This is a genomic window from Collinsella aerofaciens (genome assembly GCF_005844325.1).
Taxonomy (GTDB): domain Bacteria; phylum Actinomycetota; class Coriobacteriia; order Coriobacteriales; family Coriobacteriaceae; genus Collinsella; species Collinsella aerofaciens_G.
Genome location: NZ_SPFY01000003.1, coordinates 123,050 through 148,966 on the forward strand (window position 1 = coordinate 123,050; position 25,917 = coordinate 148,966).

The 25,917-nt window shown below is 60.9% G+C and carries 27 protein-coding genes and 4 tRNA genes; 30 read left to right on the forward strand and 1 reads right to left on the reverse strand.

From position 1 onward, the window contains the following. The first annotated feature begins 186 nt into the window (after positions 1–186). From rsgA to proC, 25 genes are all read left to right on the forward strand, one after another. Positions 187–1,140 carry a ribosome small subunit-dependent GTPase A gene (gene rsgA / locus FGQ61_RS02010; RefSeq protein WP_171021478.1) on the forward strand — a complete coding sequence of 318 codons (954 nt, stop codon included), beginning with the start codon at positions 187–189 and terminating at the stop codon, positions 1,138–1,140. A 252-nt stretch (positions 1,141–1,392) separates the two neighbouring features. Further along, positions 1,393–2,052, forward strand: coding sequence for a Flp pilus assembly protein CpaB (cpaB, locus tag FGQ61_RS02015; RefSeq protein WP_249360913.1), 660 nt, complete (start codon positions 1,393–1,395; stop codon positions 2,050–2,052). Continuing rightward, positions 2,052–3,701: a nucleotide-binding protein gene (locus FGQ61_RS02020; RefSeq protein ID WP_138374412.1), complete on the forward strand. Its 1,650-nt coding sequence runs from the start codon at positions 2,052–2,054 to the stop codon at positions 3,699–3,701. Before cpaB ends, FGQ61_RS02020 begins: the two co-directional genes overlap by 1 nt. Further along, positions 3,698–5,026, forward strand: coding sequence for a TadA family conjugal transfer-associated ATPase (locus FGQ61_RS02025; RefSeq protein ID WP_006235095.1), 1,329 nt, complete (start codon positions 3,698–3,700; stop codon positions 5,024–5,026). Before FGQ61_RS02020 ends, FGQ61_RS02025 begins: the two co-directional genes overlap by 4 nt. Then, positions 4,999–5,925 (forward strand): type II secretion system F family protein, encoded by a 927-nt coding sequence (locus FGQ61_RS02030; protein WP_138374413.1) that lies wholly within the window; start codon positions 4,999–5,001, stop codon positions 5,923–5,925. Before FGQ61_RS02025 ends, FGQ61_RS02030 begins: the two co-directional genes overlap by 28 nt. Then, positions 5,922–6,563, forward strand: a complete 642-nt coding sequence (locus FGQ61_RS02035; RefSeq protein WP_138374414.1) for a type II secretion system F family protein — start codon at positions 5,922–5,924, stop codon at positions 6,561–6,563. The genes FGQ61_RS02030 and FGQ61_RS02035 overlap by 4 nt, the downstream gene beginning before the upstream one ends. 10 nt (positions 6,564–6,573) lie before the next feature. Continuing rightward, positions 6,574–6,807: a hypothetical protein gene (locus FGQ61_RS02040; RefSeq protein WP_138374415.1), complete on the forward strand. Its 234-nt coding sequence runs from the start codon at positions 6,574–6,576 to the stop codon at positions 6,805–6,807. Then, complete coding sequence (locus FGQ61_RS02045; RefSeq protein WP_138374416.1) at positions 6,771–7,334, forward strand: hypothetical protein; 564 nt, start codon at positions 6,771–6,773, stop codon at positions 7,332–7,334. Before FGQ61_RS02040 ends, FGQ61_RS02045 begins: the two co-directional genes overlap by 37 nt. 1 nt (position 7,335) lies before the next feature. Then, positions 7,336–7,554, forward strand: a complete 219-nt coding sequence (locus FGQ61_RS02050; RefSeq protein ID WP_022094024.1) for a hypothetical protein — start codon at positions 7,336–7,338, stop codon at positions 7,552–7,554. Continuing rightward, positions 7,490–8,026, forward strand: coding sequence for a TadE/TadG family type IV pilus assembly protein (locus FGQ61_RS02055; protein WP_138374417.1), 537 nt, complete (start codon positions 7,490–7,492; stop codon positions 8,024–8,026). Before FGQ61_RS02050 ends, FGQ61_RS02055 begins: the two co-directional genes overlap by 65 nt. Then, the gene (locus tag FGQ61_RS02060; protein ID WP_229025965.1) at positions 7,998–10,151 is read left to right on the forward strand and encodes a hypothetical protein; all 2,154 of its coding nucleotides are present in this window, start codon (positions 7,998–8,000) and stop codon (positions 10,149–10,151) included. The genes FGQ61_RS02055 and FGQ61_RS02060 overlap by 29 nt, the downstream gene beginning before the upstream one ends. Beyond that, entirely contained in the window at positions 10,151–10,627 is a 477-nt protein-coding gene (locus FGQ61_RS02065) for a TadE/TadG family type IV pilus assembly protein (protein WP_138374418.1), read from the forward strand. Before FGQ61_RS02060 ends, FGQ61_RS02065 begins: the two co-directional genes overlap by 1 nt. Then, positions 10,603–10,983, forward strand: a complete 381-nt coding sequence (locus FGQ61_RS02070) for a DUF192 domain-containing protein (protein ID WP_138374419.1) — start codon at positions 10,603–10,605, stop codon at positions 10,981–10,983. The genes FGQ61_RS02065 and FGQ61_RS02070 overlap by 25 nt, the downstream gene beginning before the upstream one ends. A gap of 58 nt (positions 10,984–11,041) precedes the next feature. After that, complete coding sequence (locus tag FGQ61_RS02075; RefSeq protein ID WP_138374420.1) at positions 11,042–11,308, forward strand: hypothetical protein; 267 nt, start codon at positions 11,042–11,044, stop codon at positions 11,306–11,308. After that, positions 11,308–11,592 (forward strand): ATP-binding protein, encoded by a 285-nt coding sequence (locus FGQ61_RS02080; RefSeq protein ID WP_035137167.1) that lies wholly within the window; start codon positions 11,308–11,310, stop codon positions 11,590–11,592. Before FGQ61_RS02075 ends, FGQ61_RS02080 begins: the two co-directional genes overlap by 1 nt. A gap of 123 nt (positions 11,593–11,715) precedes the next feature. Further along, positions 11,716–11,788 (forward strand) — tRNA-Phe (locus FGQ61_RS02085). 416 nt (positions 11,789–12,204) lie between these two features. Next, positions 12,205–13,266 (forward strand): glycoside hydrolase family 5 protein, encoded by a 1,062-nt coding sequence (locus tag FGQ61_RS02090; protein ID WP_138374421.1) that lies wholly within the window; start codon positions 12,205–12,207, stop codon positions 13,264–13,266. Positions 13,267–13,272: 6 nt separating this feature from the next. After that, positions 13,273–14,151 (forward strand): 16S rRNA (cytidine(1402)-2'-O)-methyltransferase, encoded by an 879-nt coding sequence (rsmI, locus tag FGQ61_RS02095; RefSeq protein ID WP_138374422.1) that lies wholly within the window; start codon positions 13,273–13,275, stop codon positions 14,149–14,151. Between the two features lie 69 nt (positions 14,152–14,220). Then, the gene (gene metG / locus FGQ61_RS02100) at positions 14,221–15,822 is read left to right on the forward strand and encodes a methionine--tRNA ligase (protein WP_138113980.1); all 1,602 of its coding nucleotides are present in this window, start codon (positions 14,221–14,223) and stop codon (positions 15,820–15,822) included. 110 nt (positions 15,823–15,932) lie between these two features. Further along, complete coding sequence (rsmA, locus tag FGQ61_RS02105; protein ID WP_138113982.1) at positions 15,933–16,793, forward strand: 16S rRNA (adenine(1518)-N(6)/adenine(1519)-N(6))-dimethyltransferase RsmA; 861 nt, start codon at positions 15,933–15,935, stop codon at positions 16,791–16,793. Further along, a complete protein-coding gene (locus FGQ61_RS02110; protein ID WP_138374423.1) occupies positions 16,783–17,700 on the forward strand; it encodes a TatD family hydrolase in 918 nt (305 codons plus the stop codon). Before rsmA ends, FGQ61_RS02110 begins: the two co-directional genes overlap by 11 nt. A 43-nt stretch (positions 17,701–17,743) precedes the next feature. Next, positions 17,744–17,830 (forward strand) — tRNA-Leu (locus tag FGQ61_RS02115). A gap of 287 nt (positions 17,831–18,117) precedes the next feature. Then, complete coding sequence (locus FGQ61_RS02120) at positions 18,118–19,056, forward strand: SPFH domain-containing protein (RefSeq protein ID WP_022094529.1); 939 nt, start codon at positions 18,118–18,120, stop codon at positions 19,054–19,056. A gap of 6 nt (positions 19,057–19,062) precedes the next feature. Beyond that, positions 19,063–19,533, forward strand: a complete 471-nt coding sequence (gene rlmH, locus FGQ61_RS02125; protein ID WP_035136824.1) for a 23S rRNA (pseudouridine(1915)-N(3))-methyltransferase RlmH — start codon at positions 19,063–19,065, stop codon at positions 19,531–19,533. 73 nt (positions 19,534–19,606) lie between these two features. Further along, the gene (gene proC, locus FGQ61_RS02130) at positions 19,607–20,377 is read left to right on the forward strand and encodes a pyrroline-5-carboxylate reductase (RefSeq protein ID WP_138113988.1); all 771 of its coding nucleotides are present in this window, start codon (positions 19,607–19,609) and stop codon (positions 20,375–20,377) included. Positions 20,378–20,534: 157 nt separating this feature from the next. Here the strand turns inward: proC and FGQ61_RS09560 are convergent, their stop codons facing one another. Next, the gene (locus FGQ61_RS09560) at positions 20,535–20,708 is read right to left on the reverse strand and encodes a DUF6724 family protein (protein ID WP_006235069.1); all 174 of its coding nucleotides are present in this window, start codon (positions 20,706–20,708) and stop codon (positions 20,535–20,537) included. Between the two features lie 111 nt (positions 20,709–20,819). Here FGQ61_RS09560 and serS point away from each other — a divergent pair, with 111 nt between their 5' ends. The 5 genes from serS (at position 20,820) to FGQ61_RS02155 (ending at position 25,796) form a co-directional block, all read left to right on the forward strand. Further along, positions 20,820–22,103: a serine--tRNA ligase gene (gene serS / locus FGQ61_RS02135; RefSeq protein ID WP_138113990.1), complete on the forward strand. Its 1,284-nt coding sequence runs from the start codon at positions 20,820–20,822 to the stop codon at positions 22,101–22,103. A 173-nt stretch (positions 22,104–22,276) separates the two neighbouring features. After that, the gene (locus tag FGQ61_RS02140) at positions 22,277–22,654 is read left to right on the forward strand and encodes a hypothetical protein (RefSeq protein WP_138374424.1); all 378 of its coding nucleotides are present in this window, start codon (positions 22,277–22,279) and stop codon (positions 22,652–22,654) included. A gap of 77 nt (positions 22,655–22,731) precedes the next feature. Then, a tRNA-Arg gene (locus FGQ61_RS02145) sits at positions 22,732–22,808 on the forward strand. A gap of 363 nt (positions 22,809–23,171) precedes the next feature. Beyond that, entirely contained in the window at positions 23,172–25,613 is a 2,442-nt protein-coding gene (locus FGQ61_RS02150) for a tetratricopeptide repeat protein (RefSeq protein ID WP_138113998.1), read from the forward strand. A gap of 92 nt (positions 25,614–25,705) precedes the next feature. After that, positions 25,706–25,796 (forward strand) — tRNA-Ser (locus FGQ61_RS02155). Positions 25,797–25,917 lie beyond the last annotated feature (121 nt).

A 25,917-nucleotide genomic window follows, 5' to 3' on the forward strand; every position in this document is an offset into this window, starting at 1 on the left:
CGGGCTAAGCGCGATCGTCGTCGGAAGCTCGCGACCGAAGCCCCCGCGTCTGCCGAGGAGCTGCTGGCAAACGTGCCGGGACTTGACGCGCTGCAGGATGTTCCGGCGTTCGATGACCTGCCGGTCGATGAAGCTCAGCAGGCGGCATTTGACGACTTTTGCGCACATACCGAGGAGCCCGAGCAGATGCAGCTTGGCGCCGTGGTGCGCTTGGATCGCGGGTTTCCGCTGGTGGCGACTGCCGACGACACCTTCCGCGCCGAGCATGCCGTGGGGTTTGCCAAGTCGCGCGGCGAGGACGAGGTCCTGCTGCCTGCCGTGGGCGACCGTGTGGCGGTGCGCCGCGCTCCCGGGCACGATATGGGCGTGATTGAGTGCGTGCTGCCGCGCCGTACGAGCTTTGAGCGTTGGCGCGGCCGTGCCCGCGGAGAGCGTCAGGTGCTCTGCTCCAACGTGGATTGCGTGCTAATCGTGCAGGCGCTCGGTGCCGGTGAGGTGCTGCTCGACCGCGTGGCGCGCTCGCTGGTGTTGGCGCTCGACTGCGATGCCGAACCGGTGGTGGTGCTCACCAAAGCTGATCGCTGCGATGCCGAGGAGCTCGAGCGCGATCTGGACCGCGTGCGCCGCCTGGTGGGTCCGGACGTGCGCGTGATCGTGACGTCCTCTGCCGAGGGGCGCGGCCTGGACGAGGTTCGTTCCTGCGTGCCTGCCGGGAGCTGCGCCATGATTCTGGGCGAGTCGGGTGCCGGCAAGTCGACGCTGCTCAATGCGCTGCTGGGCCACGATACGTTGGCGACTGGCGGTGTGCGCGAACGCGACGACCAGGGCCGTCACACTACCGTCGCGCGCGTGATGGTGGCACTGCCGGGCGACGCCGGCGTGATCGCCGATGCCCCGGGCCTGCGCAGCTTACCGCTCGTGGGTCACGAGCGGGGTCTGGCGCGCGCCTTCCCCGAGATTGTCGAGGCATCGCGCGCGTGCCGGTTTGGCGATTGCACGCATACCCATGAGCCGGGTTGTGCCGTTCGCGAGGCCGAGGACGCCGGGCAGATCGACAGCCTGCGTTTGGAAACGTTCCAAAACCTGGCGTCATCCATGCGCGTGAGTGCTCAAATGCTCGATCCCGATGTCCACCTGTAATTGATTTTTCCTATGACAGCCGTCTTCCAACTGTTCGGGAGACGGCTTTTTTGCTGCGAAAAAGCCTCGAAACATGCAGTTTGCTGACGTGCTGACCAAAACCTTGCCACGAGCTTGACGGGCTGGTTAGTTTTTGGTCAGCGATTGGTTTGACATCGAAAACCGAGATCGCGATTGCGCCGCTTTGCACTCTGACCACCCAGACAATGGTGGTACGGGCATTCGCCCGGCACTGCCATGAGAGGAGCGGCCGTGAACAAGAGCAAGCGCATCGCCATCAGTCTGGTCGCGGGCGTGCTCGCTGCGCTGCTCTGCATGGTTTACGGCTCGTCGATTCGCTCGCAAGCCGAACAGGTCCAGGCTGAGACCTTGGCCAAGTACGGTGGCGATCGCGCCGAGGTATGCGTCGCGGCGCGCGATATCGATGTGGGCGAGACCCTCGATGAGACCAATGTCATAACCCAGGAATGGCTGACGAGTCTGCTGCCGCGTGACGCGGCGACCGAGCTGCGCCAGGTGCGCGGCGACGTGACGACTTCGCGTATTCCCAAAAACGCCGTGATCTGCAATGTCTACACCAAGGCCGAGAGCCACAAGCTCGAGGTGCCTAAGGGCAAGGTCGCCGTTTCGGTGGCGGTCGATGCCGAGCACTCGGTCGGCGGTGCTACGGGCGTGGGCAGCTACGTGGATGTGTATGTGCAAAAAGACGGCGTAACCGATCGACTGTGCGGCGCGTACGTGATCGATACCAGTGAGGATTCCGGTGCCACGCGCGAGGGCAAGATCGAATGGGTGACGCTGGCGGCTGACCCCGAAGACGTCAAGGAACTGCTGGGAGCCTCGGGCAAGGGAACGGTCAGCTTGACGATTCCCGCCACGGCGCGCGGCAAAAAGAGCGGAGGCGACGAGTGATGAAGGCGATCTGGCTTGCGTGCTGCGCGTGCGGCGATTACGGGCTGTTGCAGCGGGAAGTCGAGGGCCGTGATACGGGTGCACAGGTGCTTCGCGTGGGTGACCTGGACGGGCTGGTTTCCATGGCGCGGGCGTTTCCGTCGCGCCGCGGAGCTGCCATCATCGCGGCGTCTCTGTTTGATACCGAAGATGTGCGCAAGACTGTTGCGCGCCTGACGGCCGAAGGCCGCGTGAGTCGCGTGGTCGTGTTGATAGAAGCACTCGATCCGTCGGATATCGAGGGGCTGTTTCGCGCAGGGGCGACCGAGGTCATCGCTGCGCACAGTATATGCGGCAACGGGCGAGCGGGCGAGGGAGCGGTTGATTCCGATCGGCGCATGACGATTGAGCCCGATGCTTTTGTTGATAGGGAACCCGGGGCGCCTCGCGCTACAAGAGGCCCGCGTGTTGATGATTATGGAAAAGCGGAAGCCGAGCATGGTCGGCGCCCCCGGAACCCCCTTGTATACGATGACGCTGGAGGACCGGCGCAGCATGCTGGCGACTCCCCGGCTGTAGATATGGGATACGTGCGCGGCGTGAATCTGGCGGATGAACTCGACGAAGTTGAGGGCTTTGCCGGGTGCGGCGAGTTGTCGCTGATGCAGCATGAGCAGATTGCGCAGAACGAGCCTGCCTCGCAGACCGAACAAGCCGCCATGCCGGCTTGGACGCAGCGTGTAGTTGCGGCGGGGGAGACGGGGACGCTGTCACCGACGCCCGCCCCGCCGCCTCCGATGCCGCCGGCAGACGCTGCCGCTTCGCCGCATCGAGCTCCGGTCATCTGCGCCATTTCGGGTTCGGGCGGTTGCGGCAAGTCGACGATCGTTGCCACCATGGCACACACATCGTCGCTGTTGGGCTTGCGTGCCGCCGTGCTCGACCTGGACCTGATGTTTGGAAACCTTTACGACTTGTTAGGCGTCGATGCTCCGCACGATATGGCGGCACTTATCGAGCCGTCGGCGGCGGGCACGCTCACCGAGCCGGATATCGTGGCCGCATCGATGCGCGTCGCCCCGGGCGTTACGCTCTGGGGTCCCGTCGCGGCGCCCGAGCAAGCTGAGCTCATGGCACGTCCGGTGGAGCTGCTGCTCGATGTCCTGCGTCGCGAATCCGACGTGGTCTTTATCGATACCTCGGTCTTTTGGGGCGATGCCGTGGCGGCTGCGGTGGCGGCGAGCGACCGTTGCCTGGTCGTTGGCGATGCGGCGGTGTCGTCCGCGACATCGGCGTCGCGCGTCATTGAACTGGCAAGTCGAGTAGGTGTGCCGCGCACGCGCATGAGCGCCGTGTTCAACCGGTTCGGTGCGCGCGGGGCAGACGAGGACGTCGCCATGCGCTTTGAGATTGCCTGTGCGTTGAGCTCCAAGATTCATATCGCCGATGGCGGGCAGGATCTCGCCGCGCTCATGGCGTTTGGACGCGCTGACGAGGCAGTGGGGCAGACCAGCGCTTTTGCGACCAGCGTGCGCGAGGCTACGCGCGAGATGCTCGTGGAACTGGGGTGCGCCGTCGGCCCTTGGAGCGATATGGTCGCCGACCGTGCAACGCGTACCGAGCGCCCGCGTATCCGCCTTCCCTGGTCGCGCGAGGGTGATCAGCGATGAGTCTGCAAACGAGGATTAAGGCTGCCGGCGCTGCAGCGGCGGCAGCGCCTGTAGATGCGGGGCGTCGCCGCGCGGTGAAACGACGCACCAAGCGCGCCGTGATGGACCGCATGGGTTACGACGAAGTGGCGCGTATCAGCGCCTATATCGACCCGGCACTTGCCCGCTCGGAATTGCGTCCCGCGGTGGAGGCGGCGCTCAATGTTGAGGAACCGACCGATCTCGCGACGCCCGAGCGCGAGACCATCATCGACGAGATTTTGGATGACGTGGTGGGCTTGGGGCCGTTGCAGCCGCTCATCGAGGACGACACCGTTACCGAGATCATGATCAACGGCTGCCGCTCGGCTTTCTTTGAACGTGGTGGCGTCTTGTACCCCATCGAGCATGCGTTTGAGGATGATGAGCAGATCCGTGTGCTTATCGACCGCATCATCTCGCCACTTGGCCGCCGTATCGACGAACGCAGCCCCATCGTCAACGCCCGCCTCAAAACGGGCTATCGCGTCAACGCGGTGATTCCGCCTGTGGCGATTGACGGACCGATTCTCACCATCCGAAAGTTCTCGGACCGCATCTGCTCACTGGACGAGCTTGTGGGGCTGGGGTCGCTGCCGCTTTGGTATGCGCAGCTGCTGTCGTGCGCGGTGTCGCTGCGACAGGACCTGGCGGTTGCGGGAGGCACGGGATCTGGTAAGACCACCCTGCTCAACGCGTTGTCATGCGAGATTTCCACCGGCGAGCGCATCGTGACGATCGAGGACTCTGCCGAGCTCAAGTTTGCGCATCATCCGCACGTGGTGCGCCTAGAGGCGCGCGAGGCTTCAATTGAGGGTGAGGGTGCGGTGACGATTCGCGACCTAGTAACTAATGCCCTGCGCATGCGCCCCGACCGCATCGTGGTGGGCGAGGTGCGTGGTGCCGAGTGCTGCGACATGTTGCAGGCCATGAACACGGGCCACGACGGGTCGCTCACCACACTTCATGCGGGTTCAGAACAGGAGACCGTGGTGCGTCTGACATTGCTTGCACGTTATGGCATCGATCTGCCGAGCGAGCTCATCGAGGAGCAGATTGCCATGGCGCTCGACGGCATCGTGATGTCCGAGCGCCACGCCGATGGCAGGCGTTTCGTCTCCTCGTATTCGGGGGTGCGTCGCGCCGCGTCGGGCGGCGTAGAGCTCGAGCGCTATGTGACTTTCGATGCCGCCGAGCGCACTTGGACGCTTGACCGCGAGCCGCCGTTTATCGCAGAAGGCCTGCGGTCGGGGACGCTCACACAAGAGGAGGTGGACGAATGGAGGTCGCTGTGCCCCTCGTCGTAGGGGGTTTGGCAGGGTTTTCTGTTGCGACGGCGTGCGGGGCGGAACCTCGTGTGCCGCAGGTGCCGCCGGCGGAGCTGGCGCGTCAGGCGCTCGAGACGGTGGCAGAGAGGCTGCCGCGTGAGCTGGTGGAAAACGATCTGCTGAAAAAGATCGCCCGTTCGTGGACATCGCTGGCTCCGGCGCATCGCCTTGGCCTCGTGATCGAAGATGCTTCGGGGCGTTTGGCGTTTCTACTGCTATCGAGCGGTGTCTGCTGCGTTTTACTAACGATGGTGTCGTTATCGCCCCTCGGGTTTGCCTTGGGACTTGTTGCTCCGATTGCCGCTGGCGCCGCTCGGGATGGCTTTGAGAGCCGGCGCGAGCAACACGATGCAGAAGAGGCAATGCCCGAGGCGTTTACCGCACTTTCCATGTCGCTTGCCTCGGGACATTCGCTGGCCCAGGGCATGCGCTTTGTGGGCGCTCATGCGCAAGAACCGGTGCATACCGAGTTTTTGCGGGTGGCGGCGGCGATCGATTGCGGTATCTCGGCGACCGACGCGCTCGATGACTTGCTCGTGCGCATCGACGCTCCCGGCCTTTCGCTTGTGACCTTGGCGCTTAAGGTGTCTCAGCGCACCGGTGCTCCGCTTGCCGACTTACTGTCCGAGGCGTCGAGCATGGTGGGGGAGCGCATTGAGCTCAAGCGCCGCCTGGATGTCAAGACGTCGCAGGCTCGCATGTCTGCGCATATGGTCGCGGCGATGCCGGCGGGCATGTGCGCGGTGTTGGCGCTGCTTTCGGCAGATTTTCGTCGCGGTCTTGCGACGCCTGCCGGCGTGGGCGCTGTGGTGCTGGGTCTTGCCCTCAATGCCGTTGCCCTGGTGGTTATCCGACGCATTATGCGGGTGGAGCTATGAGCGCCCCGGTTGCAGTTGCGGCTTGCCTGTGCGCCCTGAGTGTATTTGTCGCGACGGGTTTGGATCGGGCGGATGCACGCAAGATCGCAGGGGCCTGCAAGCGCGAGGCGGTGCTGGTCGCTGCCGCGGGTCGCTCAGTGGTCGATGCCCTGACCGCGCGAGTGAAGGGCGCGGTTGGAGTGGGCGGCCCGGCGCGAGTGTCGCTCGGCGAAGTGTCCGAGATGATCGATGTTGTGCGCTTGGGTCTTTCGGCCGGTCTTTCGTTTGATGCGGCGCTTGAGATTTTCTGCGCCAACCGCCGGTCAGTGCTGGCTCTTCGCCTTGAGCGGGCCTGCATGGCGTGGCAGGTGGGCGTGGGCACGCGTGAGGACGAGTTGTTGGCCGCCGCGCGCGACCTGGACGTGCGAGCGCTCGAGACCTTTGCCATCACGGTGGGGCAGGCGCTCGCCCTGGGTGCCCCACTTGCCGAGACGCTGGCCGCTCAAAGTCGCGAGATCCGTGCGGCTCATCGCGCTGCGGTCGAGCGCGAGATCGAGCGTGCGCCCGTCAAGCTGCTGATTCCCACCGGCACGCTCATCTTGCCGGCGTTGCTTCTGTCCATATTGGGCCCGCTGCTGGGAGCAGGCGGGATGATGTAGGGAGGAATACATGAACACGATGACTGACGCTGCTGGCAAGGTCCAGGGCTGGGCGTTTTGCCGGGCGGCACATGTTCGTCAACGCGCCAAGGAGCTACTGCAGGAGGAGAGTGCACAGGGTACCACCGAGTATGCCATCTTGGTCGGCGTGCTCGTGGTGATCGCGATTATCGCCATCGTCGCATTTAAGGGCAAGGTTAAAGAGCTATGGGATGCGATCAGCGAGGGCATCAACAGCCTGTAGAGGGCGAGCGCCCCATCGGGGTGCTGCTGGTGTTTGCTTGCCTGACCGTGGCGATAGCGGCGGTGCTTTGGGGGCTTAACGCCGCGCGGCAGCAGCGTCCTGGGGCCGCCTTCGATTCGGGCTCAGATTCGGCGGTGGCGTCTCAAAAAGATGAGATGCGAGATGCGGACGATTCGGATGTCGCTGTCACGGCGCAAACCTTTCTGCGGACGCTCGACAAGCGGTCTGGCACTGCGACGGATTTGCCTGAGGACAACGCGATTGCGGTCCGGCTTGCATGGTCCGAGGACCGACCGATGACCGAGGCAGCGGCGGATATGTTACGCGCCTACCGCGAGGTGCCAACGTCCCAGCTCGCCCTGAGCGGCTATCTCGATATTAAGGGCAACGTATGGGGCGCCATCGTGCGCGATGGGCGCGGCTGGGTCGATATGGTGACGGTTGCCGCGGATACTGGCGATGCTTCGTGTCGTCTGCGCGCCGTGCGCTTGGTCCCGCAAACAATAAGCTCAAAGGAGGGATCGTGAAATGCATGGCGTTCTGCGTGAAGAGGTTGCCCAAGCGACTGTGGAATACGCCATCGTCACGGTGGCGCTGTTATCGATCGTGCTGGCGATCGCGGGGCTTTGGCGTGCTGGCACCGATGGGCGCTTGGCGGCGCTGGTTGAGCGGGCGGCATCCCATGGCGTTGCCTCGACGTCGGTTATCGACGCCGCTGCGGGTGCTAAGGACATCGCGTTGTATTGATATCGCGCGTGAGGACCGGGCGCAGTCTACGGTCGAGGCCGCTTTTTTGCTGCCGACGTTTCTGACGCTCATCCTTCTCGCACTGCAACCGGTGTGCCTGCTTTATACGCGCGCGGTCATGGAGTCTGCCGCCGCCGAGACCGCGCGGCTCATGACCACGACGACGGCGGAGGACGACGATCTTAAGGAGTTCACCCGCCGCCGGCTTGCCGCAGTGCCCAACGTTTCGATCTTTCATGCCGGCGGGCCGTTGTCGTGGGATATCGAGCTTGGCCGGGCCGGTGCGGGTGGCGTCTCGGCCGTGTCCGTTTCCGGCAAGGTCAAGCCGTTGCCTGTGATCGGTGCGTTTGCGCGGGCTATGGGTGGTACCGCCGAGGGCGGCTACGTTGAGCTCAAGGTCGATGTCTCGTATCAATCGCGTCCCGAATGGCTGGAGGGAGATTATGATTCGTGGATTGCTGCATGGGATTAAGCGTTTCTGGTCTAGATGCGTTTTGACGCGCCGTCCGAGCTGCCATCGCAAGCGAGGCGGCTTTATGGGCCGTGCCGGTGTCGACCTGTTTATCGAAGACGGTGCCTACACCACGCTTTCTTCTGCCGTGGTCATCCTAGTGGTGCTCACGTTGTTGTTTTCGTCGACCGCGGCGATATGGAGCATGTCGCGTGCCGGGGATACCCAGGTGGCGGCCGATAGCGGCGCGCTGGCGGGTGCCAACGTAGTGTCGTCCTATCACACGGCTGCCACGGTGGTTGATGCGAGCATCTTGAGTCTGGGGCTGGCGGGGTTTGCCACAATCGGGACGGGCCTGGTCGCCATCCTCATCCCGGGTGCCGAACCAGTTGCCGGCAATATGGTCGACACCGGGATTGAGATCATTAAAACGCGCAACAAGTTTGCCAAAAGCGCATCGGAAGGCTTACAGAAAATCGAGACGGCTCTGCCGTATCTGATCGCCGCGCGTGCCACGCAGGCGGTGTCGGCGCAGGATACCGATAGCGTGACCTATACCGGTACGGCGCTTGCCGTGCCCAGGACATCCGAGTCGGACTTCGCTGCGCTCAAAGGGTCAGAGATCTCGACCGATACCATTAAAGACACATCAGATGATTTAGAGCGTGCGGCCGAGGAGCTGCGGAAGGCTTCTGAGGACACGGCGAAGGCTAAAGAGCGCGCTTGGCTGGCGGATTGTGGCGGGTCGGACGAGAGTTCGATTGGCAAGTACTCGTGTATGTGGGAGCGTGCGAAAAGCCTAACGGATCTCTCTGGTGCTCAAAATCCACATTACGCTTCGAGCGTTACGTGGGAACCGCAAGTGGCGCTCGATCGCGCGAAGGCCTACTATCGCCAGCGCCTGGCAAATGAGAAACCGCTTGGCGAGGGTCCGGAAAAACAGGCAGATTCTGCTGCACGAAAGGTGTTCTTCGCTTATGCGAGCGAAGAAGTCGAGCGGGCATATATAACTGAAAAGGACGGCAAAGTTTCCGCCCACACCCCTTTCCTTCCGCGAAATCCAGATGAGGCGCGGGCGACTGAACTCTATACCGATGCGTGTTGGCCCACGAGTGAAGTAGATAAAGTTACCTATTTGCATTATGGGACTGACTGTCCAAATTACAAAAAAGGAAAGCCGGGTGGGCTGGCATCCGTCGCAGATTTTGACGGTCACGAAACGTGTAGCGAATGCCATTTCGGTGTGTCGTCTTTAGGGTACGTTGCGATTGCAACGACTTCTGTCGAAAGGGGCTTCGAGTACCACTTCGATAAGTTCAAAGAGGCCCTGGAAGACTACGTCGAATGCCGCAACAAGGAGTTCGAGCTCGAGCGTCAGACCGAGGACGAGGCCGACCGTGCAGGCAATGCGTTTGACCAGGCCATTAAAGCGCTTTCCGGCGAGCGCCCGCGTATCGCCCCACCTGGACGCAACGGCGTGGTCGCATTTGCAGTTTCGGGTGATATTACCAGCCCCGATCAACTTAACTCCTCGTTTAACACGGCAGTCAGGCTTGGCGATCGCGGTGCTATCTCTGCCGCGGTGCTGGCGCCCGATGACGCGACGGCGCAAAACAACGTGCTTTCGCGATTTTTCTCGACATTGAAGGAACGCTCGGGCGGCGTTGCCGGCGTGCTCGACGGCGTCATGGATGTTTGGGGACGGCTGCTCGTAGGATACGGTGATATTCAAGGTTCGGCCGACGAACTTATGGACGAGATGATTAAAGGCCTAGGAGGGGGCAGCGGCGCGTTGGGCTCCATCGCATCGTGGCTCGGCGATACCGTTTCGGCGTCCGTGGCGGCGCTGGGTTTGGAACCGTGCGACTTGCGCCTGCGAAAGCCGGTGCTGACCGATTCTGCCAACGTCATTAAGAGTCCGGGGTCTGACATTGCGGGTCTCTCTCAAGCGCAAGACAAACTGCGAAGTATTCCGTTGGGCGTGACCGATCCCAAGGCGCTTTGCGAGGCGTTGGAATATCAAGTCGAACGCACCATTAGCGGTACGGTGTTCACACTTGCGGAGATTCCTCTGCCCGGCGGCGGTTCCATCCCGCTCACCGTCGATGTCGCCACGCTGGTTGGCGCTCTGGGCGGTGGGTCGTAATGAGTATCCGCATGCGTCTGCGCGAGGAGCGCGCCCAAGCGACGGTGGAGATGGCAGTGGTTACGCCCGTTTTGCTGGTGCTGGCACTCATCGTGTACAACGTCATGATCTTTGCCGGCGCTGTCGCGCGCTTCGACCGCGTGGTGCCCGACATCGTGCTAGCGCATGCCGTGGCGTCGGAGGGGGAGGGCGACGAAAGCTCTGCCGATGCCTCGGCGACGGTCCAGACTCAAATTCTGAATGCCATGGAAGGCTATGACTTGCAGATCGAAGTGTCGAGCGAGCAAGGCGCGAAGGCATCAGATGGTGGCCTGCTCTCCCTATCCGGTACGTTTAGGACCTACACCTGCACCATGCACTATGAGCCGTGGCCGACTTCTCTCAGCATCGCTGGCGTTCCGCTGGGGGCGCCGACAACGTTGTCGCACGAGCGCGCGGTGACGGTCGATCCATGGCATCCGGGGGTGGTCATGTGACCGCGGTCTCGTCCTACATCGCCTACGCGCGGGCACTCAATAGGCTGGGTTGGACGCCGGCCGAGTTTGTGGTGGCGGAGTCGTTTGTCGTGCGCCTGCGCGGCATGCTGGGACGGCGTCCGGTTGCCGCCAACGGCCTGTCGCTCGTCATGGCGTTTCCACGCTGCTCTTCGGTCCATACGTGTTTTATGGCCTATCCCATCGACATCGCCTTCATCGATCGCGACGGCAATATCCTCGCGCGCTACGAAAACGTTCGTCCTTGGCGCATGTGCTCCTGCCTCGGCGCCTGGGCCGTACTAGAGCGTCCTTCAATCATTGTTTCGACTCCTGCTCTCCAACGCGTGCCGGCTTAAGAATTGGCGACAGTGGACTTTCGTCATACGAAATTGGGTAAGATGGAGGAGAAGATGCATGGATGTTGAGATCCATCCCAACGCTAAAAAGCACCTGACGGAAAAGCAGGTGCTTAGCGCTTGGCTTGCGGTTACTGAGTGCATTCGTCGCGAGCCGAAGGACGAGCCGCCGAGATGGCTTGCAATTGGATGGCTCTCAGACGGACGAAGCGTGGAGCTTGTCGCGGTCGAGCTTGTCCGTGGGTGGCTTATCATTCATGCCTTGTCTCCAGTCCAGAAGAATTTTTGGCAGGAGATTGAACAGGCTCGGCAAAGGGGTCGATGATGGGCAAGACGTATACGGCCGCTAATGGTCAGGTTGTAACGGATGAAATGATTGACGCGTGGTGCGAGTCGTACGAGCGCGGAGAGTTTCCGGATGGCGAACACACCGTTGGTGGGATCGTGCATGGACGGCCCCCGCTCTCAGGTGAGGGGACGGCAACGCTGTCGGTCAAGATTCCTCTGGGAATGAAGGAGGCCATTCGTCGACGGGCGGCTGCCGAGGGGATGACGCCAAGTGAGTTTGCCCGTGCGGCTCTGAGTGAAAAACTTCTTGCTGCCGGCTGATGCCTCTGACGTGCCGATTTATAGAACCGAGGCTGTGCCCAAAAACTTTTTTAAAATTCTCGGTTGACCGGAACGCGTCCTTGGTTATACTAATCAAGCCTTGAAACAAGGCACACCTCAAATGGCTGGGTAGCTCAGTTGGTAGAGCAGAGGACTGAAAATCCTCGTGTCAGGGGTTCGATTCCCTTCCCCGCCACCTTGAATTGACTAGGACCTCTGCAAAGGGGTCCTTTTCTTTTATTGAGGGCTCTGCGGAAATTGCGTCCCGGAATTTGGCTTCAGAGTGGGATGCGTTTTCCGCTTTGAGGCCGCTTGGGAAAGCGCGACCCGGAATCCGGCGTCAGAATGGGATGTGCTTTCCTTTTGCGGTCTTTGGCGGAAACTGCGTCCCAGATCCCGCGCTCAGAACGGGATGCGCTTTTCGGCCGCCTACTTCCGGCGCATATGTACATCTCGGCGCGCCATCTCGGGCCCGCCCAGATATTCCTCCCGCTTTTGCGCCACTTTACAGACCGTTCGGTCGTCTGTCCGCACGCGCGGGTATACTCAAAACGATACTTTTCCTATGCAATACGATGCAGGCTCGGCCTGCACGATCCGAAGGGGGCAGTGATGGAGAGGATACTCGGCGTTAATCTCTCTGGCTGGTTTATTCCCGAGCCTTGGGTGACCCCGTCGCTATACGCGGCGACCGGTGCATCCAACGCGGCCGAGCTGCAGGAGGCCATGGGCACCGCCGCCTATAACGAGCGCATGCGCCGTCATTACGAGACGTTTGTGAGCGAGGACGATTTCCGTCGCATGGCGCAGATCGGTCTCAATGCCGTGCGTCTGCCGGTGCCCTGGTATGCCTTTGGCTCGCAGGAGTCCGATGCGTCCTACATCTCGGTTGTCGACTACATTGACCGTGCGATTGAGTGGGCTGCCAAGTACGACATCCGCGTGCTGCTTGATCTAGCAACTGTGCCCGGTGGCCAGGGCGATTCCAATGATTCGCCCGCCACGCCAGAGGCTGTTGCCGAGTGGCATTCGTCCACCAACGGCCGTCATGTTGCGCTCGACGTGCTCGAGCGCCTGGCCGATCGCTACGGCGAGGCCGAGAGCCTGCTGGGCATTGAGCTGCTGGATACGCCGCAGATGAGTGTCCGCAAGAGCCTCTTCACCATGACGGATGGCATTCCGGCGCACTACCTGCGCAACTTCTATCGCGATGCCTATGAGCTCGTCCGTTCATATATGCCCGAGGATAAGATCGTCGTCTTCTCGTCGTCGGGGCATCCCAGCGAGTGGAAGCATTTTATGCGCGACGCCAAGTATAAGAACGTCTACATGGACCTTCACCTGTACCATTACCGTGACGAGCATGCGCTCGATATCACGAGCCCCCGCGGGCTGACGACGGCGATTTCGCGCAACAAGCGCGAGCTCAAAGAAGCGATTTCGACTGGGTTCCCCGTGCTGGTGGGCGAATGGTCGGGCGCGGCGATCTTTGCCAACTCGTCGGTTACGCCCGAGGGCCGCAATGCCTACGAGCGCGTGTTTATCGCCAATCAGCTGGCTTCGTTTGCGCCGGCTGCCGGTTGGTTCTTCCAAACGTGGAAGACCGAGAAGCGCATTGCAGCATGGGACGCCCGCGCGGCGCTCGGTACGCTCGAGCGCGGCATGATTGAATAGGTTGATATGACGCAAAACAGCGCCCATACGGGCAAACTCTATGTGGTCGGCACGCCCATCGGCAACCTGGGCGACCTGTCCCCGCGCGTTGGCGAGGCGTTTGCCGCCGCCGATGCCATCTGCTGCGAAGACACGCGTGTGACGTCAAAGCTGCTGATGCACCTGGGCATTTCCAAGCCGCTTGTCCGTTGCGACGAGAATGTGATCGCCAGCCGCGCCGCCGGCCTAGTCGACCGTCTGCTGGCGGGGGAGACCCTCGCCTTTGCCTCGGACGCCGGCATGCCGAGCGTGTCCGATCCCGGCCAGGCGCTAGTTGAGGCGGCGCGTGAGGCCGATGTGCCCGTCGAAGTTATTCCCGGGCCCTCTGCTTGCGTCACGGCGCTTGTTTCGTCCGGCATTCCCTGCGAGCATTTCTTCTTCGAAGGCTTTTTGGGTCGCAAGCACGGCGACCGCGTGCGCCGACTGCAGCGCCTTGCCGTGGTGCCCGGCGCGCTCATCTTCTACGAGTCTCCACATCGCATCGTGGCGACGCTCGAGGCCGTGGCGGAGGTCTTTCCCCAGCGTGAGGTTGCCGTCTGCCGCGAACTCACCAAGCTGCACGAGGAGGTCTTGCGCGGGCCCGCTGCTCAGCTTGCCGAGGAGCTGCGTGCTCGCGGCGAGGTAAAGGGCGAGATTGCGCTGGTCATCGCGCCGCCGAGCGAGGATGAGGAGGCCGGTATCGTGCCGGTTGGCGCCGCGGCAGCGGATCCCGACGAGGCCCTGCGCGAGGATATCCGCGCCGCGCTCGAGGAGGGGGAGCCCGCCTCTGCGGTGGCCAAGCGCCTGTCTCAGAAGTATTCGCGCCGCAAGCGCGATGTCTATGCCATGGTGCTCGATATGCAATAGATGGAGGATATCCAGCCCTTGCGCTAGAATCATCCCCTGTATGCAACGTTTTTCTGGAGGACAAACCCCATGGATCAAAGCAAGCCTTCGTTCTTTATCACGACGCCCATCTACTACGTCAACGCCGATCCGCACCTGGGCACGGCTTATTCCACCATCATCGCCGACGTTCAGGCTCGCTATCGTCGCTCCGCCGGCTATAACGTCAAGTTCCTGACCGGCATGGACGAGCACGGCGAGAAGGTCGCCGAGGCCGCAGCCAAGCACAACATGACGCCGCAGGAGTGGACCGATAGCCAGGCTCCGCACTTCAAGGAGCTTTGGAGCAAGCTCGAGATTTCCAATGATGACTTCATCCGCACCACCGAGCCGCGCCAGCACCATGCCGTGCAGTACCTGTGGGAGCGCATGAAGGAGTCCGGCTACCTGTATAAGGGCAGCTACGACGGCTGGTATTGCGTGCCTGACGAGACCTACTTTACCGATACGCAGGTCCAGAAGGGCGACGAGGAGTACGGCAGCGTCGGCCAGCACCTGTGCCCCGACTGCCACCGTCCGCTTGAGCGCGTGCAGGAGGAGTCCTACTTCTTTAAGCTTTCCGCTTTCCAGGATAAGCTGCTCAAGCTTTACGACGAGCACCCCGACTTTGTCGAGCCTGCGTTCCGCATGAACGAGGTACGTAGCTTTGTCGAGGGCGGCCTTAATGACCTTTCCGTGAGCCGTACGAGCTTTGACTGGGGCATTCAGGTCCCGTTTGACGAGGGTCACGTGACCTACGTGTGGTTCGATGCGCTGCTCAACTATATGACGGCCGTCGGCTACGGTGTCGACACCGACGAGGCGCGTGCCGAGCTGGCCTATCGCTGGCCCGCGCAGTTCCACATCGTGGGTAAGGACATCATCCGCTTCCACTGCGTCATTTGGCCCGCCATGCTCATGGCCATCGGCGAGGCCCTGCCCGAGCACGTCTTTGCCCACGGCTTCCTGACCGTGCGCAATGCCGAGACCGGCAAGGCCGAGAAGATGTCCAAGAGCCGCGGCAACGCCATCGCTCCGCAGGACGTTATCGACATGCTGGGCGTCGAGGGCTATCGCTACTACTTCATGACCGACGTCGTCCCCGGCACCGACGGTGCCATCAGCTTCGATCGCATGGAGCAGGTCTACAACGCCGACCTGGCCAACAGCTGGGGCAACCTTATCTCGCGTTCGCTCAACATGAGCGGCAAGTACTTTGACGGTTGCGCGCCCGCCAAGCCCGCGTCGTTCGATGCGTTCGACAACCCGCTGGCAAAGATCGCCGATGGCCTGGTCGAGCGCTACATGGCCAAGATGGACGTGCTCGATTACGGCGGAGCCAAGGATGAGGTCATGGAGCTCATCCATGCCGCCAACCACTACATCGAGGACTCCGAGCCCTGGGCGCTTGCCAAGGACGAGGCCAAGGCTGACGAGCTGGCATTTGTGATCTACAACCTGCTCGAGGCCATCCGCATTGCCGCTCACCTGCTGATGCCGCTCATGCCCCAGACTTCTGTCGAGGCCCTGCGCCGCCTGTCCTGTGAGGGCGAGGCCGCGAGCGACGACCTCAAGGGCATTTGTACTTGGGGCCTGCTTGCCGGCGGTCAGCCCGTCGAGAAGGGCGATCCGCTGTTCCCGCGTCTGGCGTAGAGACCGCGCGAGCGCCATATCGGCAATTTGCTGTTTAGCTGTAAGGGCATGGCCGCCACGGTCCATGCCCTTTTGTTTCAAGACGCCGCCATCATGCTAAGGAGGCAACCATGACAACTTCGCCTTTGGCAAACCCCACGGCCACCAGGGAGCTGCTGGAGGAGTTTGGCCTTGCGACCAAGCATCGCCTGGGCCAGAACTTTCTAATCGACAATCATGTGATCGAGCGTATCTGCGAGCTTTCCGAGCTCACGGGCGATGAGCGCGTGCTCGAGGTTGGCCCGGGCGTTGGTACGCTCACGCTTGCGCTGCTGCAGGAGGCGGCGTGTGTCACGTCGATCGAGGCCGACCCCGAGCTCGAGCCGGTGCTCGATGCCCACGCCGCCGACTACGCCAACTTCCGCTTTATCATGGGCGACGCGCTCAAGGTGGGTCCGGAGCAGATTGAGCAGGCTGCGGGCGGTGAGCCGACGGTGTTTGTCGCGAACCTGCCCTATAACGTGGCGGCGACGATCATCCTGCAGTTCTTCCAGACGATGCCTGCACTCAAGCGCGCCGTCGTCATGGTTCAAAAGGAGGTTGCCGATCGTATTGCCGCAGTGCCGGGTAACAAGACCTATGGTGGCTACACGGCAAAGCTGGGCCTGTATGCGCAGGTTACGGGTCGCTTTGAGGTTCCGCCGCGTTGCTTTATGCCGGCGCCGCACGTTGACTCGGCTGTCGTGCGTATCGACCGTGTTGACGGCGTGGTGCCCGAAGGACTCGATCGCGAATTTGTGGCCCGCGTGATTGATGCTGCATTTGCCCAGCGTCGCAAGACCATCCGCAATTCCATGAGCGCCAACGGCTTTGCCAAGGACGTGCTCGATGCCGCCTTTGAGGCTTGCGGTATCGCACCCACCACGCGCGCCGAGACGCTTGATGTTGCCGACTTTGTCCGTCTGGCCCGGGAGCTAATCCATGATGCCTAATGCCGCATGCGTGACGTTTACCAAGAAAAAGAAGACGGTCGCCTGCCCCGTGCCCTTGGCACCGCTTGCCGACACGCATGCGCATCTGCTTTCGTTTTGGGGCAAAGAAGTGCCCGAGACGCTCGTGCGCGCCAAAGCCGCGGGCGTCGACCTGTTGGTGACGATGTTCGACCCCATCGCTGACAAACGCAGCGTGACGGACTATAGCGACTGGCTCGTGCGCGAAATTCTGCCGATGCAGGATATCCCGCAGATCAAGTATCTTGCCGGCGTGCATCCGTATGGCGCGCCGGACTATACCGACGACGTTCACGCACAGGTCGTTGCCGCACTCGATGACCCTTTGTGCGCCGGTATCGGCGAGATCGGTCTGGACTACCACATGGATTACGACGACGATATCGCGCCGGCGCCCCACGACGTGCAGATCGACTGTATGGCGCGCCAACTCGAGGTCGCCGTACGCCGCAATGTGCCGGTAGAGCTGCATCTGCGTCATGAGGATACGGACGAGGAGCGCACCTCGCATGTGGACGCCTACAACGTGTTGCGCGAGGTCGACGTGCCCCAGGCCGGTTGCGTACTGCACTGCTTTGGCGAGGACCGCGCCACGATGGAGCGCTTTGTGGAGCTGGGCTGCTATATCGCCTATGGTGGCGCGGCCACCTTTAAGCGCAACGACGACGTGCGCGAGGCATTTGCGGCAACCCCACTCGATCGAATTTTGTTCGAGACGGATTGCCCGTATATGGCTCCGGAGCCCATCCGCGGTCTTGAATGCGAGCCCGCAATGATCTCCATTACGGCAAACGCGCTGGTTAACGACCGTGTCGATCGCACAGGTGAGGACGCCGAAACAATCGCGCAAGCCGCTTGGGAAAATGCCTGCAAACTTTTTCAAAAATAGTTCTTGCGTTCGCGGTGGCGCTCCGTTATTCTAATTCCTGCACGCGGGCGTGGCGGAATTGGCAGACGCGTACGGTTCAGGTCCGTATGGGGGCAACCCCATGAAGGTTCAAGTCCTTTCGCCCGCACCATTAAATGAAAGAGCTCCCAGCGATGGGAGCTTTTTTGTTATGAGCCCATCGCAGGGACTTGAACCTGCGAAGGAGCGAGCGTAAAGAAAACGCGGAGCGTTTTAGCGAGCTGGCGAGTCCGCCGGCAGGCGGGCGAAGCCGGTGCGGATCCGCGCAGCGGATACGCGGACGTCCTTTCGCCCGCACCATTAAATGAAAGAGCTCCCAGCAATGGGGGCTTTTTTGTTATGCACAATCTCCTTGGACGGGTATCCTAATGCCAACGTGTGCCTATCAGAGGAGAGACCATGCTGTTGTCCGGTATCATTGCCGCCCTTACGAGCCTTTTGATTCCCATCATCATTTTGTTGCTGCTGCTTCCCAACGCCTGCTATGTCGTTGAACAACAGCATGCCGTGATCATCGAGCGTCTGGGCAAGTTTAACCGCATCGTCAACGCGGGCTTCCACATGAAGGTGCCCGTGATCGACCGCAAAGCCGCCACGGTGAGTCTGCGCACCATGAAAAACGGTTTTGGTATCGACGTTAAGACCCAGGATAATGTGACCATCGGCCTCGAGGTCTCTGCTCAGTACCACGTGAGCTATGACATGGGTGCTGGCCCGGCAGATTCGGGTATCTACAAGAGCTACTACATGCTGCAGGAGCCCGTCGACCAGATGCGTGACTTCATCACCGACGCCCTGCGCTCTTCGATTCCCGTCTACACACTCGATGAGGTCTTTGCCAAGAAGGATGACATCGCCAAGGACGTCAACGCTACCGTTTCCGAGCAGATGGCCGCCTACGGCTTCACCCTCGTGTCGACGCTCATCACCAAAATCGCACTGCCGACCGAGGTCGAGAACTCCATGAACGACATCAACGCCGCCCAGCGCAAGCGCGCTGCGGCACAGGAGCTCGCCGAGGCCGACCGCATCAAGCGCGTCACCGAGGCGACCGCCGAGGCCGAGGCTATGGAAAAGGCGGGCGAGGGCATCGCCAACCAGCGCAAGGCCATTGCACTGGGTATCAAAGATTCGCTCGAGATCATCCAGGAGACGGGTGTCGGCAATGACGAGGCCAACCAACTGTTCATGTTTACGCAGTGGTCCGAGATGATGACGGAGTTCGCTCGCACGGGTAAAACCTCGACGGTCGTGCTGCCGAGCGACTTTTCGCAGTCGGCCTCTATGTTCGAGCAGATGCTGGCTGCCGGTAAGGTTCAGAACGAGTCAAAGGAGTAGGCACGCGTGAAATACACCGTCGTTTGTGTTGGCAAGCTCAAAGAGCGCTTTTGGAAGGACGCGTGCGCTGAGTACACCAAGCGCCTAGGCGCCTATGCCAAGGTGGATATCCGCGAGGTGGCCGATATCGACCCGGCTAAGGCGGGCGGCGTGGATGCCGCGCGCGACAAGGAGGGGGCGGCAATTCTTGCTGCATTGCCGTCTCGAGCTCATGTGATCCTGCTGGCTATCGAGGGCAAGGAGCGTTCGAGTGAGGAGCTCTCGGCGAGGCTCGACGATCTTATGCTGCGAGGCAGCAGCGACATCGCCTTTGTGATTGGCGGTTCGGACGGCGTGAGCGATGAGGTGCGCGCCCGCGCCGACGAGATGCTCAGCTTTGGACGCATTACCTTGCCGCATAACTTGGCGCGCGTGGTGCTGCTGGAGCAAATCTACCGCGCCTGCAAGATCAGCCGTGGCGAGCCGTATCACAAATAGGTCGGCAATACGAAACAATGGCGTGGGACAATAGCTTTCGTTTTGAAGAGCGTGTCTGAGAGGACTATGAGATATGAAGATTGGATTTGTCGGTTTTGGCAATATGGCGAGCGCTATGGCCGATGGCTGGATCGCTGCCGGTGTAGCTGCGAGCGACATGTGCGCCTGCGCGGGTCGCTACGACGCACTGGTTGAGCGCTGCGAGGCGCGCGGCATGGTCGCCTGCCACGATGCCGCCGAGGTTGTCGCCGCATCCGATATCGTGGTCGCTGCGGTCAAACCGTACATGATCGAGAAGGTATTCGCCCCGCTCAAGGATGCTCTTGCCAAAAAGGTCGTTCTGTCGGTTGCCTGGACCTGGGACAGTGCCAAGTGGGAGCAGGTCCTGCCGGGCGTCGCGCATATCTCGACGGTGCCCAACACACCGGTTTCGGTGGGCGAGGGCGTCATCGCTTGCGAGAAGGCTTCCACGCTTAGTGATGAGCAGAGCGCCGTGGTGCTTGATCTGCTTGGCAAGCTCGGTGCGGTGGTCGAGCTTGATACGAGCCTGCTGTTCGTGGGCGGCACGGTGGGTGGTTGCGCTCCGGCATTTGTCGCTATGGCAATCGAGGCCCTGGGCGATGCGGCGGTCAAGCACGGTATCCCGCGTGCCGATGCCTATCGCATTGTGAGCCAGATGGTGCTAGGTACGGCAAAGTTGCAGCTTTCAACTGGTCAGCATCCTGCGGCGATGAAGGATGCCGTATGCTCGCCCGGTGGCGCCACCATCAAGGGCGTCGTTGCGCTCGAGGATGCCGGCATGCGCAGTGCCCTGGTCAAGGCAATCGACGCAACTCTCCAGTAAAACCTGCCATTTAGGGACAGGTTTATTTTGGCAGGTTTTTCCTGCGGTTTTGTCGTATGTGCGAAAAGCGCCCCGCAACTGGCTCAATTCCAGTTGCGGGGCGCTTGCGTTTGCCCAGATAAAACCGACCAAAATAAACCTGGCCCTTTTTGGCAGGTTAGTCCCAGAAGCTGTCTTCCTCATCCTCGGACTTGGGTCCGCGGTCGACGTACATCTTATGGGTACGCTTCTCCATTACAAAGGCAAGAATCGCAAATAACAGGATGCCGCCGGCGAAAAGGATGGCAAAACCGGTGCGGGTGCCAAACAAAAAGGAAAAAACTGCGTCCATTGGGTGCCTTCTTGCGTAGTTGAGTTGGGTCGTAAACGCTCATAAGTATATACTTGCCCATACATGTACAAGGTTGCAACCTAAATGGAATGTATATCGCCGGAGGATCTAATGCTTGATATCAAGTTTGTTCGCGAGAACCCCGATGCCATCGATGTCGCCATGGCTAACCGCCAGACGTCTTGGGATCGCGAGAAGTTCTTTGAGCTCGACGACGAGCGCCGTGCCGTCATCACCGAGGTCGAGGAGCTCCAGGCTACGCGTAATGCCGAGTCCAAGAAGATCGGCGCCCTGATGAAGGAGGGCAAGAAGGACGAGGCCGAGGCTGCCAAGGAGGCCGTGCGCGCCGTCAACGAGAAGATTGACGGTCTGGCCGAGCGTCGTACCGCCCTCGAGCAGGAGCAGTACGACTTCATGGCTCACCTGCCCAACATTCCTTGCGAGGCCACGCCGTACGGTAAGGACGAGGACGAGAACATCGAGCGTCGCCGCTGGGGCACCCCGCGCGAGTTCGACTTCGACTTTAAGCCGCACTGGGATCTGGGCACCGATCTGGACATCCTCGACTTCGAGCGTGGCAACAAGCTCTCCGGCAGCCGCTTTACCGTTCTCGGTGGCGCCGGCGCCCGCCTGGAGCGTGCCCTTATCAACTTCTTCCTCGATACGCACACCAGCCGTGGCTTCAAGGAGTGGTGGCCGCCTATCGTCGTCAAGCGTCAGACTATGTTCGGCACGGGCCAGCTGCCCAAGTTCGAGGACGACGCCTATCATGTCTCGGGCGACAACTTCCTGATCCCCACCGCCGAGGTCGTGCTCACCAATCTGCACGCCGGCGAGGTCCTCGATGCCGACACCCTGCCGCGCCGCTACACCGCCTTCACCCCCTGCTTCCGCGAGGAGGCCGGTTCCGCCGGTCGCGACACCCGCGGCATCATCCGTCAGCACGAGTTCGACAAGGTCGAGATGGTCAAGTTCGCTAAGCCGGAGGAGTCCGACGAGGAGCTCGAGACCATGACCGCCGAGGCCGAGTACCTGCTGCAGCAGCTGGGCCTTCCGTATCGCGTGATTAGCCTGTGCACCGGCGACTTGGGCTTCTCTGCCCGTCAGACCTACGACGTCGAGGTTTGGCTGCCGAGCTACAACGCCTACAAGGAGATCAGCTCCTGCTCCAACTGCGGTGACTTCCAGGCTCGCCGCGCCAACATCAAGTATCGCGACCCCGAGAACTTCAAGGGTTCGCGCTACCTGCACACTCTCAACGGTTCCGGCTTGCCGGCCGGCCGCACCATGGCCGCTATTCTGGAGAACTACCAGAACGCCGACGGCACCATCACGATCCCCGAGGTCTTGCGTCCTTACATGGGCGGTCTCGAGAAGATCGAGCCGGTCGCGTAAATTGGCTGCATAGGGGATATGCAAGGGCGCTCCTTCGGGGGCGCCCTATTTCGTGCGCAGGTCCATACCATGCCGTGCGGACAGCTCAATAGAAAACACACGAACAACTGTTCTGTATACAGCCATCTACCTGCTATGCTTTTGCTAAATAAGAGCGAGAGAAAGGGGACGCGATGGAGCTGTTTGATGATCGGGTGGTTTTGTTTGAGAGCGACGAGGGCGGGGAGTACCTGATTGTAACGTGTGAGCCGTCTGGCATGGGTGGCCTGGTGGTTCGACAGACGAGCGAGGGTCCGTTGACACAATGGTGCTTTGAGGAGTCGCCGCATGTGGTCGAGACCTTTGTGACGCACGAGGGACTTGTGGCGCTGGAGCACTTCTATGGAGTTGGGACTTCCAACCAGGTCGCGCGCATGCTGAGCATCTCGTTTGCCGATTATGATTGTGCCCAGCGGGTGAGATCGCTCCTGAGGGAACTTGACGCTAAGTTCGACGTGATCGAAAAGCCAATCGATCGTACGGGGAACGGCGGTATATGCGGAGCAGCATGACAAAACTGCGTTCCACAAAAAAGTTTGAGATTGTGCTTGACTCCAATAAGCTAAAGTGGTTTTATATGTCTTGCGCTGCGGCGTTACCTCAGCTGGATAGAGGGTCTGACTACGAATCAGAACGTCATAGGTTCGAATCCTATACGCCGCACCATTTGAGATTAAAGCTCCCGGCAACGGGGGCTTTTCTTTTACGTAAGCACTGCATGGATTCGAACCTCGGTCGAGGCGCGGGCGTAAAGAAAACGCGGAGCGTTTTTAGCCCGCGGGCGAGCACGCCGGAAGGCGGGCGAAGCCGGTGCGGATCCGCGCAGCGGATGCGCGGAATCCTATACGCCGCACCAATCGAACTTAAAGCCTCCGGCAACGGGGGCTTTTCTTTTAGGCGGACGCCGCATGGGTTCGAGCCTCGGTCAAAGGGGACTATTTCTCATCGACTCGTGTAAGATTTCGAGTATGCGCCTCGGTGAGCCCGTGGCGCGCTCTTTCTTTAGACGACCGATTAGGGTGATATTTCGTGGCAGAGCGTCCGACATACAAGCTCAGGTTTCTTGATCCCAAAAAGCGCTTTCCGGCCATGCCCGAGCAGCCTGCGGGACGCTCGTATGGCGTGGTTTGGAAGCTCTTTGGCGAGGACCCGCATGAATCATGCTATGTCGTCGAATTCGTCGGCAAAAGCCATGTGTCGCTTTTGGGCTACGTGAGCGTTTCGGGTGAGGTCTATAAGGTGGACCGTCCCGTTAACGAAGTATCGCTGCCCGACGATCCCGACATGCAGCTGATTCTTGACGAGTCCGATTCCAACATCGGTGAGATTGCAGTCAGGGGTACCGATGGGACGATGCGCTCCCGGGCGCGAGTCATCGGCTCTCCCGAAGGCACCATGCGCGAACAATCCGATCGCGAGACGTGGAATTCGACGCGCAGCCTTCGCTACGGCGAGTTCATGGCCTCGATGTTCTTGCGTTACGTGATATTCGCCGATTCTGAAAACGCTGTCTCAGACACGGCAGGCGGCGACGGCCTCGACGAGGGTATGAAAAATGCCGTCGACAAAATCAAACTTGTAAAACTCCCCGAGCCGGTTGAGGTACTGCTGGGTTTTGATTCCACGCCGCTGCCCGATGCAATCGAAACGTTGCTCTACCGCATTGACCATACGGATAATCCAAGTGGCATTGAGCGCTATGCCGCCGCCCTTATGAGCGAAATTGACTTGCCCCGCCTGCGCACCATCGCCGCCAAGTCCGAGATGAGCCTGGCTCGCATCGATCGCTCAAAGCTGTTCTATCTCAATTTTGATCGTAGTCTGCTAGACCAGGACGAGATTGACACGCTGCTCGCCATCGAGTGTCGTCTCAACCGCCTCTCCGGCATCTTTGAGCGCATCGGGGCCGGATTGGCCCCTGCGGCATCCTCGCCGAGCCTTGAGGGCTGCGCGCTCTTTGATGCGTGGCATATCGCCAAGACGACCAACGATGTTCCCCGACTGCTCGATACGGCCTCGAGCGATAACCCGTGGGGCAAACCGGGTACGGTGGCTTGCCAGCCGGGCGGCGAGTGGGACGTGCGCACCCGTTTTGCGCGAATCGTTGAGGCGCTCAACGTGGTCACGCGGCTCGACTATACCTATCGGGCAAACGTTGCCGAGGGGATTATGCTCGTTCGGTTTGGGCAGTCTGTCGTTGATGCCATGCCGCAACGTGAATACGACGCTCAAGATGACGCCTGGCGCGAGCTGGACGAGGACACGCGCGCGATCTGGGCCGCGGAGCACGATGCGCGCGTGGCACTCACGCTTGCGGCAGCGTGTTTTGCCGCGGGCACCTGCATCACGCGCTGCTACGTGCAGATTGCTGCTCCCGACGGTGAGCAGGGCGAGCGTGTTGTCGCAACGTATTTCTTTGAGCGCGCGGCCTATCTGGCCGATTGCGTGCCTGTCGCCAAGGATCTTGAGAGCATGGACATGGACGATATGCCGTGCAAGCGTGTGCTTGAGGCGTATGAGTCAACCGCTCCGGAGACGATTGAGCCTGCGGAGGTTCATGCTCGTCCGCGTGATGACCATCGCACGCTGCCGCCGGCGCTGCGCGATCTGCTGCTTGCCGATACGGCTGACGAGTTGGAGGTCATGGAAGAGGACGACGACCCATACGTGGCCCGTGTTGTTGAATTGCGCGAGCAGGCAAAAGTCGACCGTACAGGTGCTTTTGAAGGCTTTTCCCGTCTTGTCGAGGAGTTGGAGGCTAAGTGCGCTGTCGCCGAGCTTTTGGCGACAGGTCCGGTTCAAACGCAGTTTTGCGATAACCAGCTGGTACGCATGGTGCTACCGGTGTTGGAAGAAGACCGCTCTGTGCGAATCCTTCGTGCGCCCGATGCGCTGTACTTTGCCCAGCACGAGATCTGCAGCTTTTACGCCGAGCAAGAGGACTTTGAACGAGCGCTGCCCGAGGTGCGCCATCTTTACGATCTGGCGCGCTCGTCCATGCAATCGCACTTTGCGCTCATCAACGTGCTTGCGCGTCTGGAGCGCTTTGACGAGATTATCGAGGTGGCGCGCCACGGCCTACGTATTGCCAGCGATCGTTCTGCAATTGGCTACCTGTTCTATCGCTTGGCGTTTGCCTATTGGAATTGCGATCAGCTCGACCTGGCGCTGGCTTGTTACCGTCTGGTGCCGCGCGGCGAGGAGTCGGGCAGCAGCGCGCTGGAAGAAATGCAGGGCCTTATGAATGAGATGGGCGTCAGCGAGCCTCCGACGTTCGAGGAGGCGGTCGAGACCATCCGCAAGGCTGGACTCGAGCTGCCGCCAGTGTCCGCCGTGACGAATCAGCTGGCAGATGCCGCTGTGCAACTGGTCGACAACGGCTTCTTTTTCCTGGCACGCGGTTGCATCTTCCAAATGTGGCGCACCATGGGCAACGACGAGCTCGGCTCCCTTAACCGTTCGCTGGGGTAGGCGAAGCTTCCAAGGAGGAAAGGATGCTAGGCAATTAGAAAATTTCCTCTTGCCCATCCTTGGCTGTTTGGTTACTATAGAACGGCTGTTACGGAGAGCTGACCGAGAGGCCGAAGGTGCTCGCCTGCTAAGCGAGTATGCCCCAAAAGGGCATCTGGGGTTCGAATCCCCAGCTCTCCGCCAGTACGAATTTGAAGAAGGGTCCCATTTGGGGCCCTTTTTTGTGCGGAGAAAGGAGGCTGGGGATTCGGCTTATAGGACAAAATGTGTGTCCACGTTGGGGGCATCGGCGCAGGTCGATGCC

Bases quoted from the DNA above. Each gene is read 5' to 3' on its own strand.
- FGQ61_RS02080 (WP_035137167.1), top strand. From the start codon at position 11,308: ATGGGCAAGACGTATACGGCCGCTAATGGTCAGGTTGTAACGGATGAA.
- FGQ61_RS02040 (WP_138374415.1), top strand. From the start codon at position 6,574: ATGAACACGATGACTGACGCTGCTGGCAAGGTCCAGGGCTGGGCGTTT.
- FGQ61_RS02055 (WP_138374417.1), top strand. From the start codon at position 7,490: ATGGCGTTGCCTCGACGTCGGTTATCGACGCCGCTGCGGGTGCTAAGG.
- FGQ61_RS02120 (WP_022094529.1), top strand. From the start codon at position 18,118: ATGCTGTTGTCCGGTATCATTGCCGCCCTTACGAGCCTTTTGATTCCC.
- FGQ61_RS02045 (WP_138374416.1), top strand. From the start codon at position 6,771: ATGGGATGCGATCAGCGAGGGCATCAACAGCCTGTAGAGGGCGAGCGC.
- FGQ61_RS02070 (WP_138374419.1), top strand. From the start codon at position 10,603: ATGGCATCCGGGGGTGGTCATGTGACCGCGGTCTCGTCCTACATCGCC.
- FGQ61_RS09560 (WP_006235069.1), bottom strand. From the start codon at position 20,708: ATGGACGCAGTTTTTTCCTTTTTGTTTGGCACCCGCACCGGTTTTGCC.
- FGQ61_RS02075 (WP_138374420.1), top strand. From the start codon at position 11,042: ATGGATGTTGAGATCCATCCCAACGCTAAAAAGCACCTGACGGAAAAG.
- rsmA (WP_138113982.1), top strand. From the start codon at position 15,933: ATGACAACTTCGCCTTTGGCAAACCCCACGGCCACCAGGGAGCTGCTG.
- rsgA (WP_171021478.1), top strand. From the start codon at position 187: ATGCAGCTTGGCGCCGTGGTGCGCTTGGATCGCGGGTTTCCGCTGGTG.
- FGQ61_RS02065 (WP_138374418.1), top strand. From the start codon at position 10,151: ATGAGTATCCGCATGCGTCTGCGCGAGGAGCGCGCCCAAGCGACGGTG.
- FGQ61_RS02050 (WP_022094024.1), top strand. From the start codon at position 7,336: ATGCATGGCGTTCTGCGTGAAGAGGTTGCCCAAGCGACTGTGGAATAC.
- rsmI (WP_138374422.1), top strand. From the start codon at position 13,273: ATGACGCAAAACAGCGCCCATACGGGCAAACTCTATGTGGTCGGCACG.
- FGQ61_RS02035 (WP_138374414.1), top strand. From the start codon at position 5,922: ATGAGCGCCCCGGTTGCAGTTGCGGCTTGCCTGTGCGCCCTGAGTGTA.
- FGQ61_RS02025 (WP_006235095.1), top strand. From the start codon at position 3,698: ATGAGTCTGCAAACGAGGATTAAGGCTGCCGGCGCTGCAGCGGCGGCA.
- serS (WP_138113990.1), top strand. From the start codon at position 20,820: ATGCTTGATATCAAGTTTGTTCGCGAGAACCCCGATGCCATCGATGTC.
- metG (WP_138113980.1), top strand. From the start codon at position 14,221: ATGGATCAAAGCAAGCCTTCGTTCTTTATCACGACGCCCATCTACTAC.
- FGQ61_RS02140 (WP_138374424.1), top strand. From the start codon at position 22,277: ATGGAGCTGTTTGATGATCGGGTGGTTTTGTTTGAGAGCGACGAGGGC.
- FGQ61_RS02060 (WP_229025965.1), top strand. From the start codon at position 7,998: ATGATTCGTGGATTGCTGCATGGGATTAAGCGTTTCTGGTCTAGATGC.
- FGQ61_RS02020 (WP_138374412.1), top strand. From the start codon at position 2,052: ATGAAGGCGATCTGGCTTGCGTGCTGCGCGTGCGGCGATTACGGGCTG.
- FGQ61_RS02110 (WP_138374423.1), top strand. From the start codon at position 16,783: ATGATGCCTAATGCCGCATGCGTGACGTTTACCAAGAAAAAGAAGACG.
- FGQ61_RS02090 (WP_138374421.1), top strand. From the start codon at position 12,205: ATGGAGAGGATACTCGGCGTTAATCTCTCTGGCTGGTTTATTCCCGAG.
- proC (WP_138113988.1), top strand. From the start codon at position 19,607: ATGAAGATTGGATTTGTCGGTTTTGGCAATATGGCGAGCGCTATGGCC.
- FGQ61_RS02030 (WP_138374413.1), top strand. From the start codon at position 4,999: ATGGAGGTCGCTGTGCCCCTCGTCGTAGGGGGTTTGGCAGGGTTTTCT.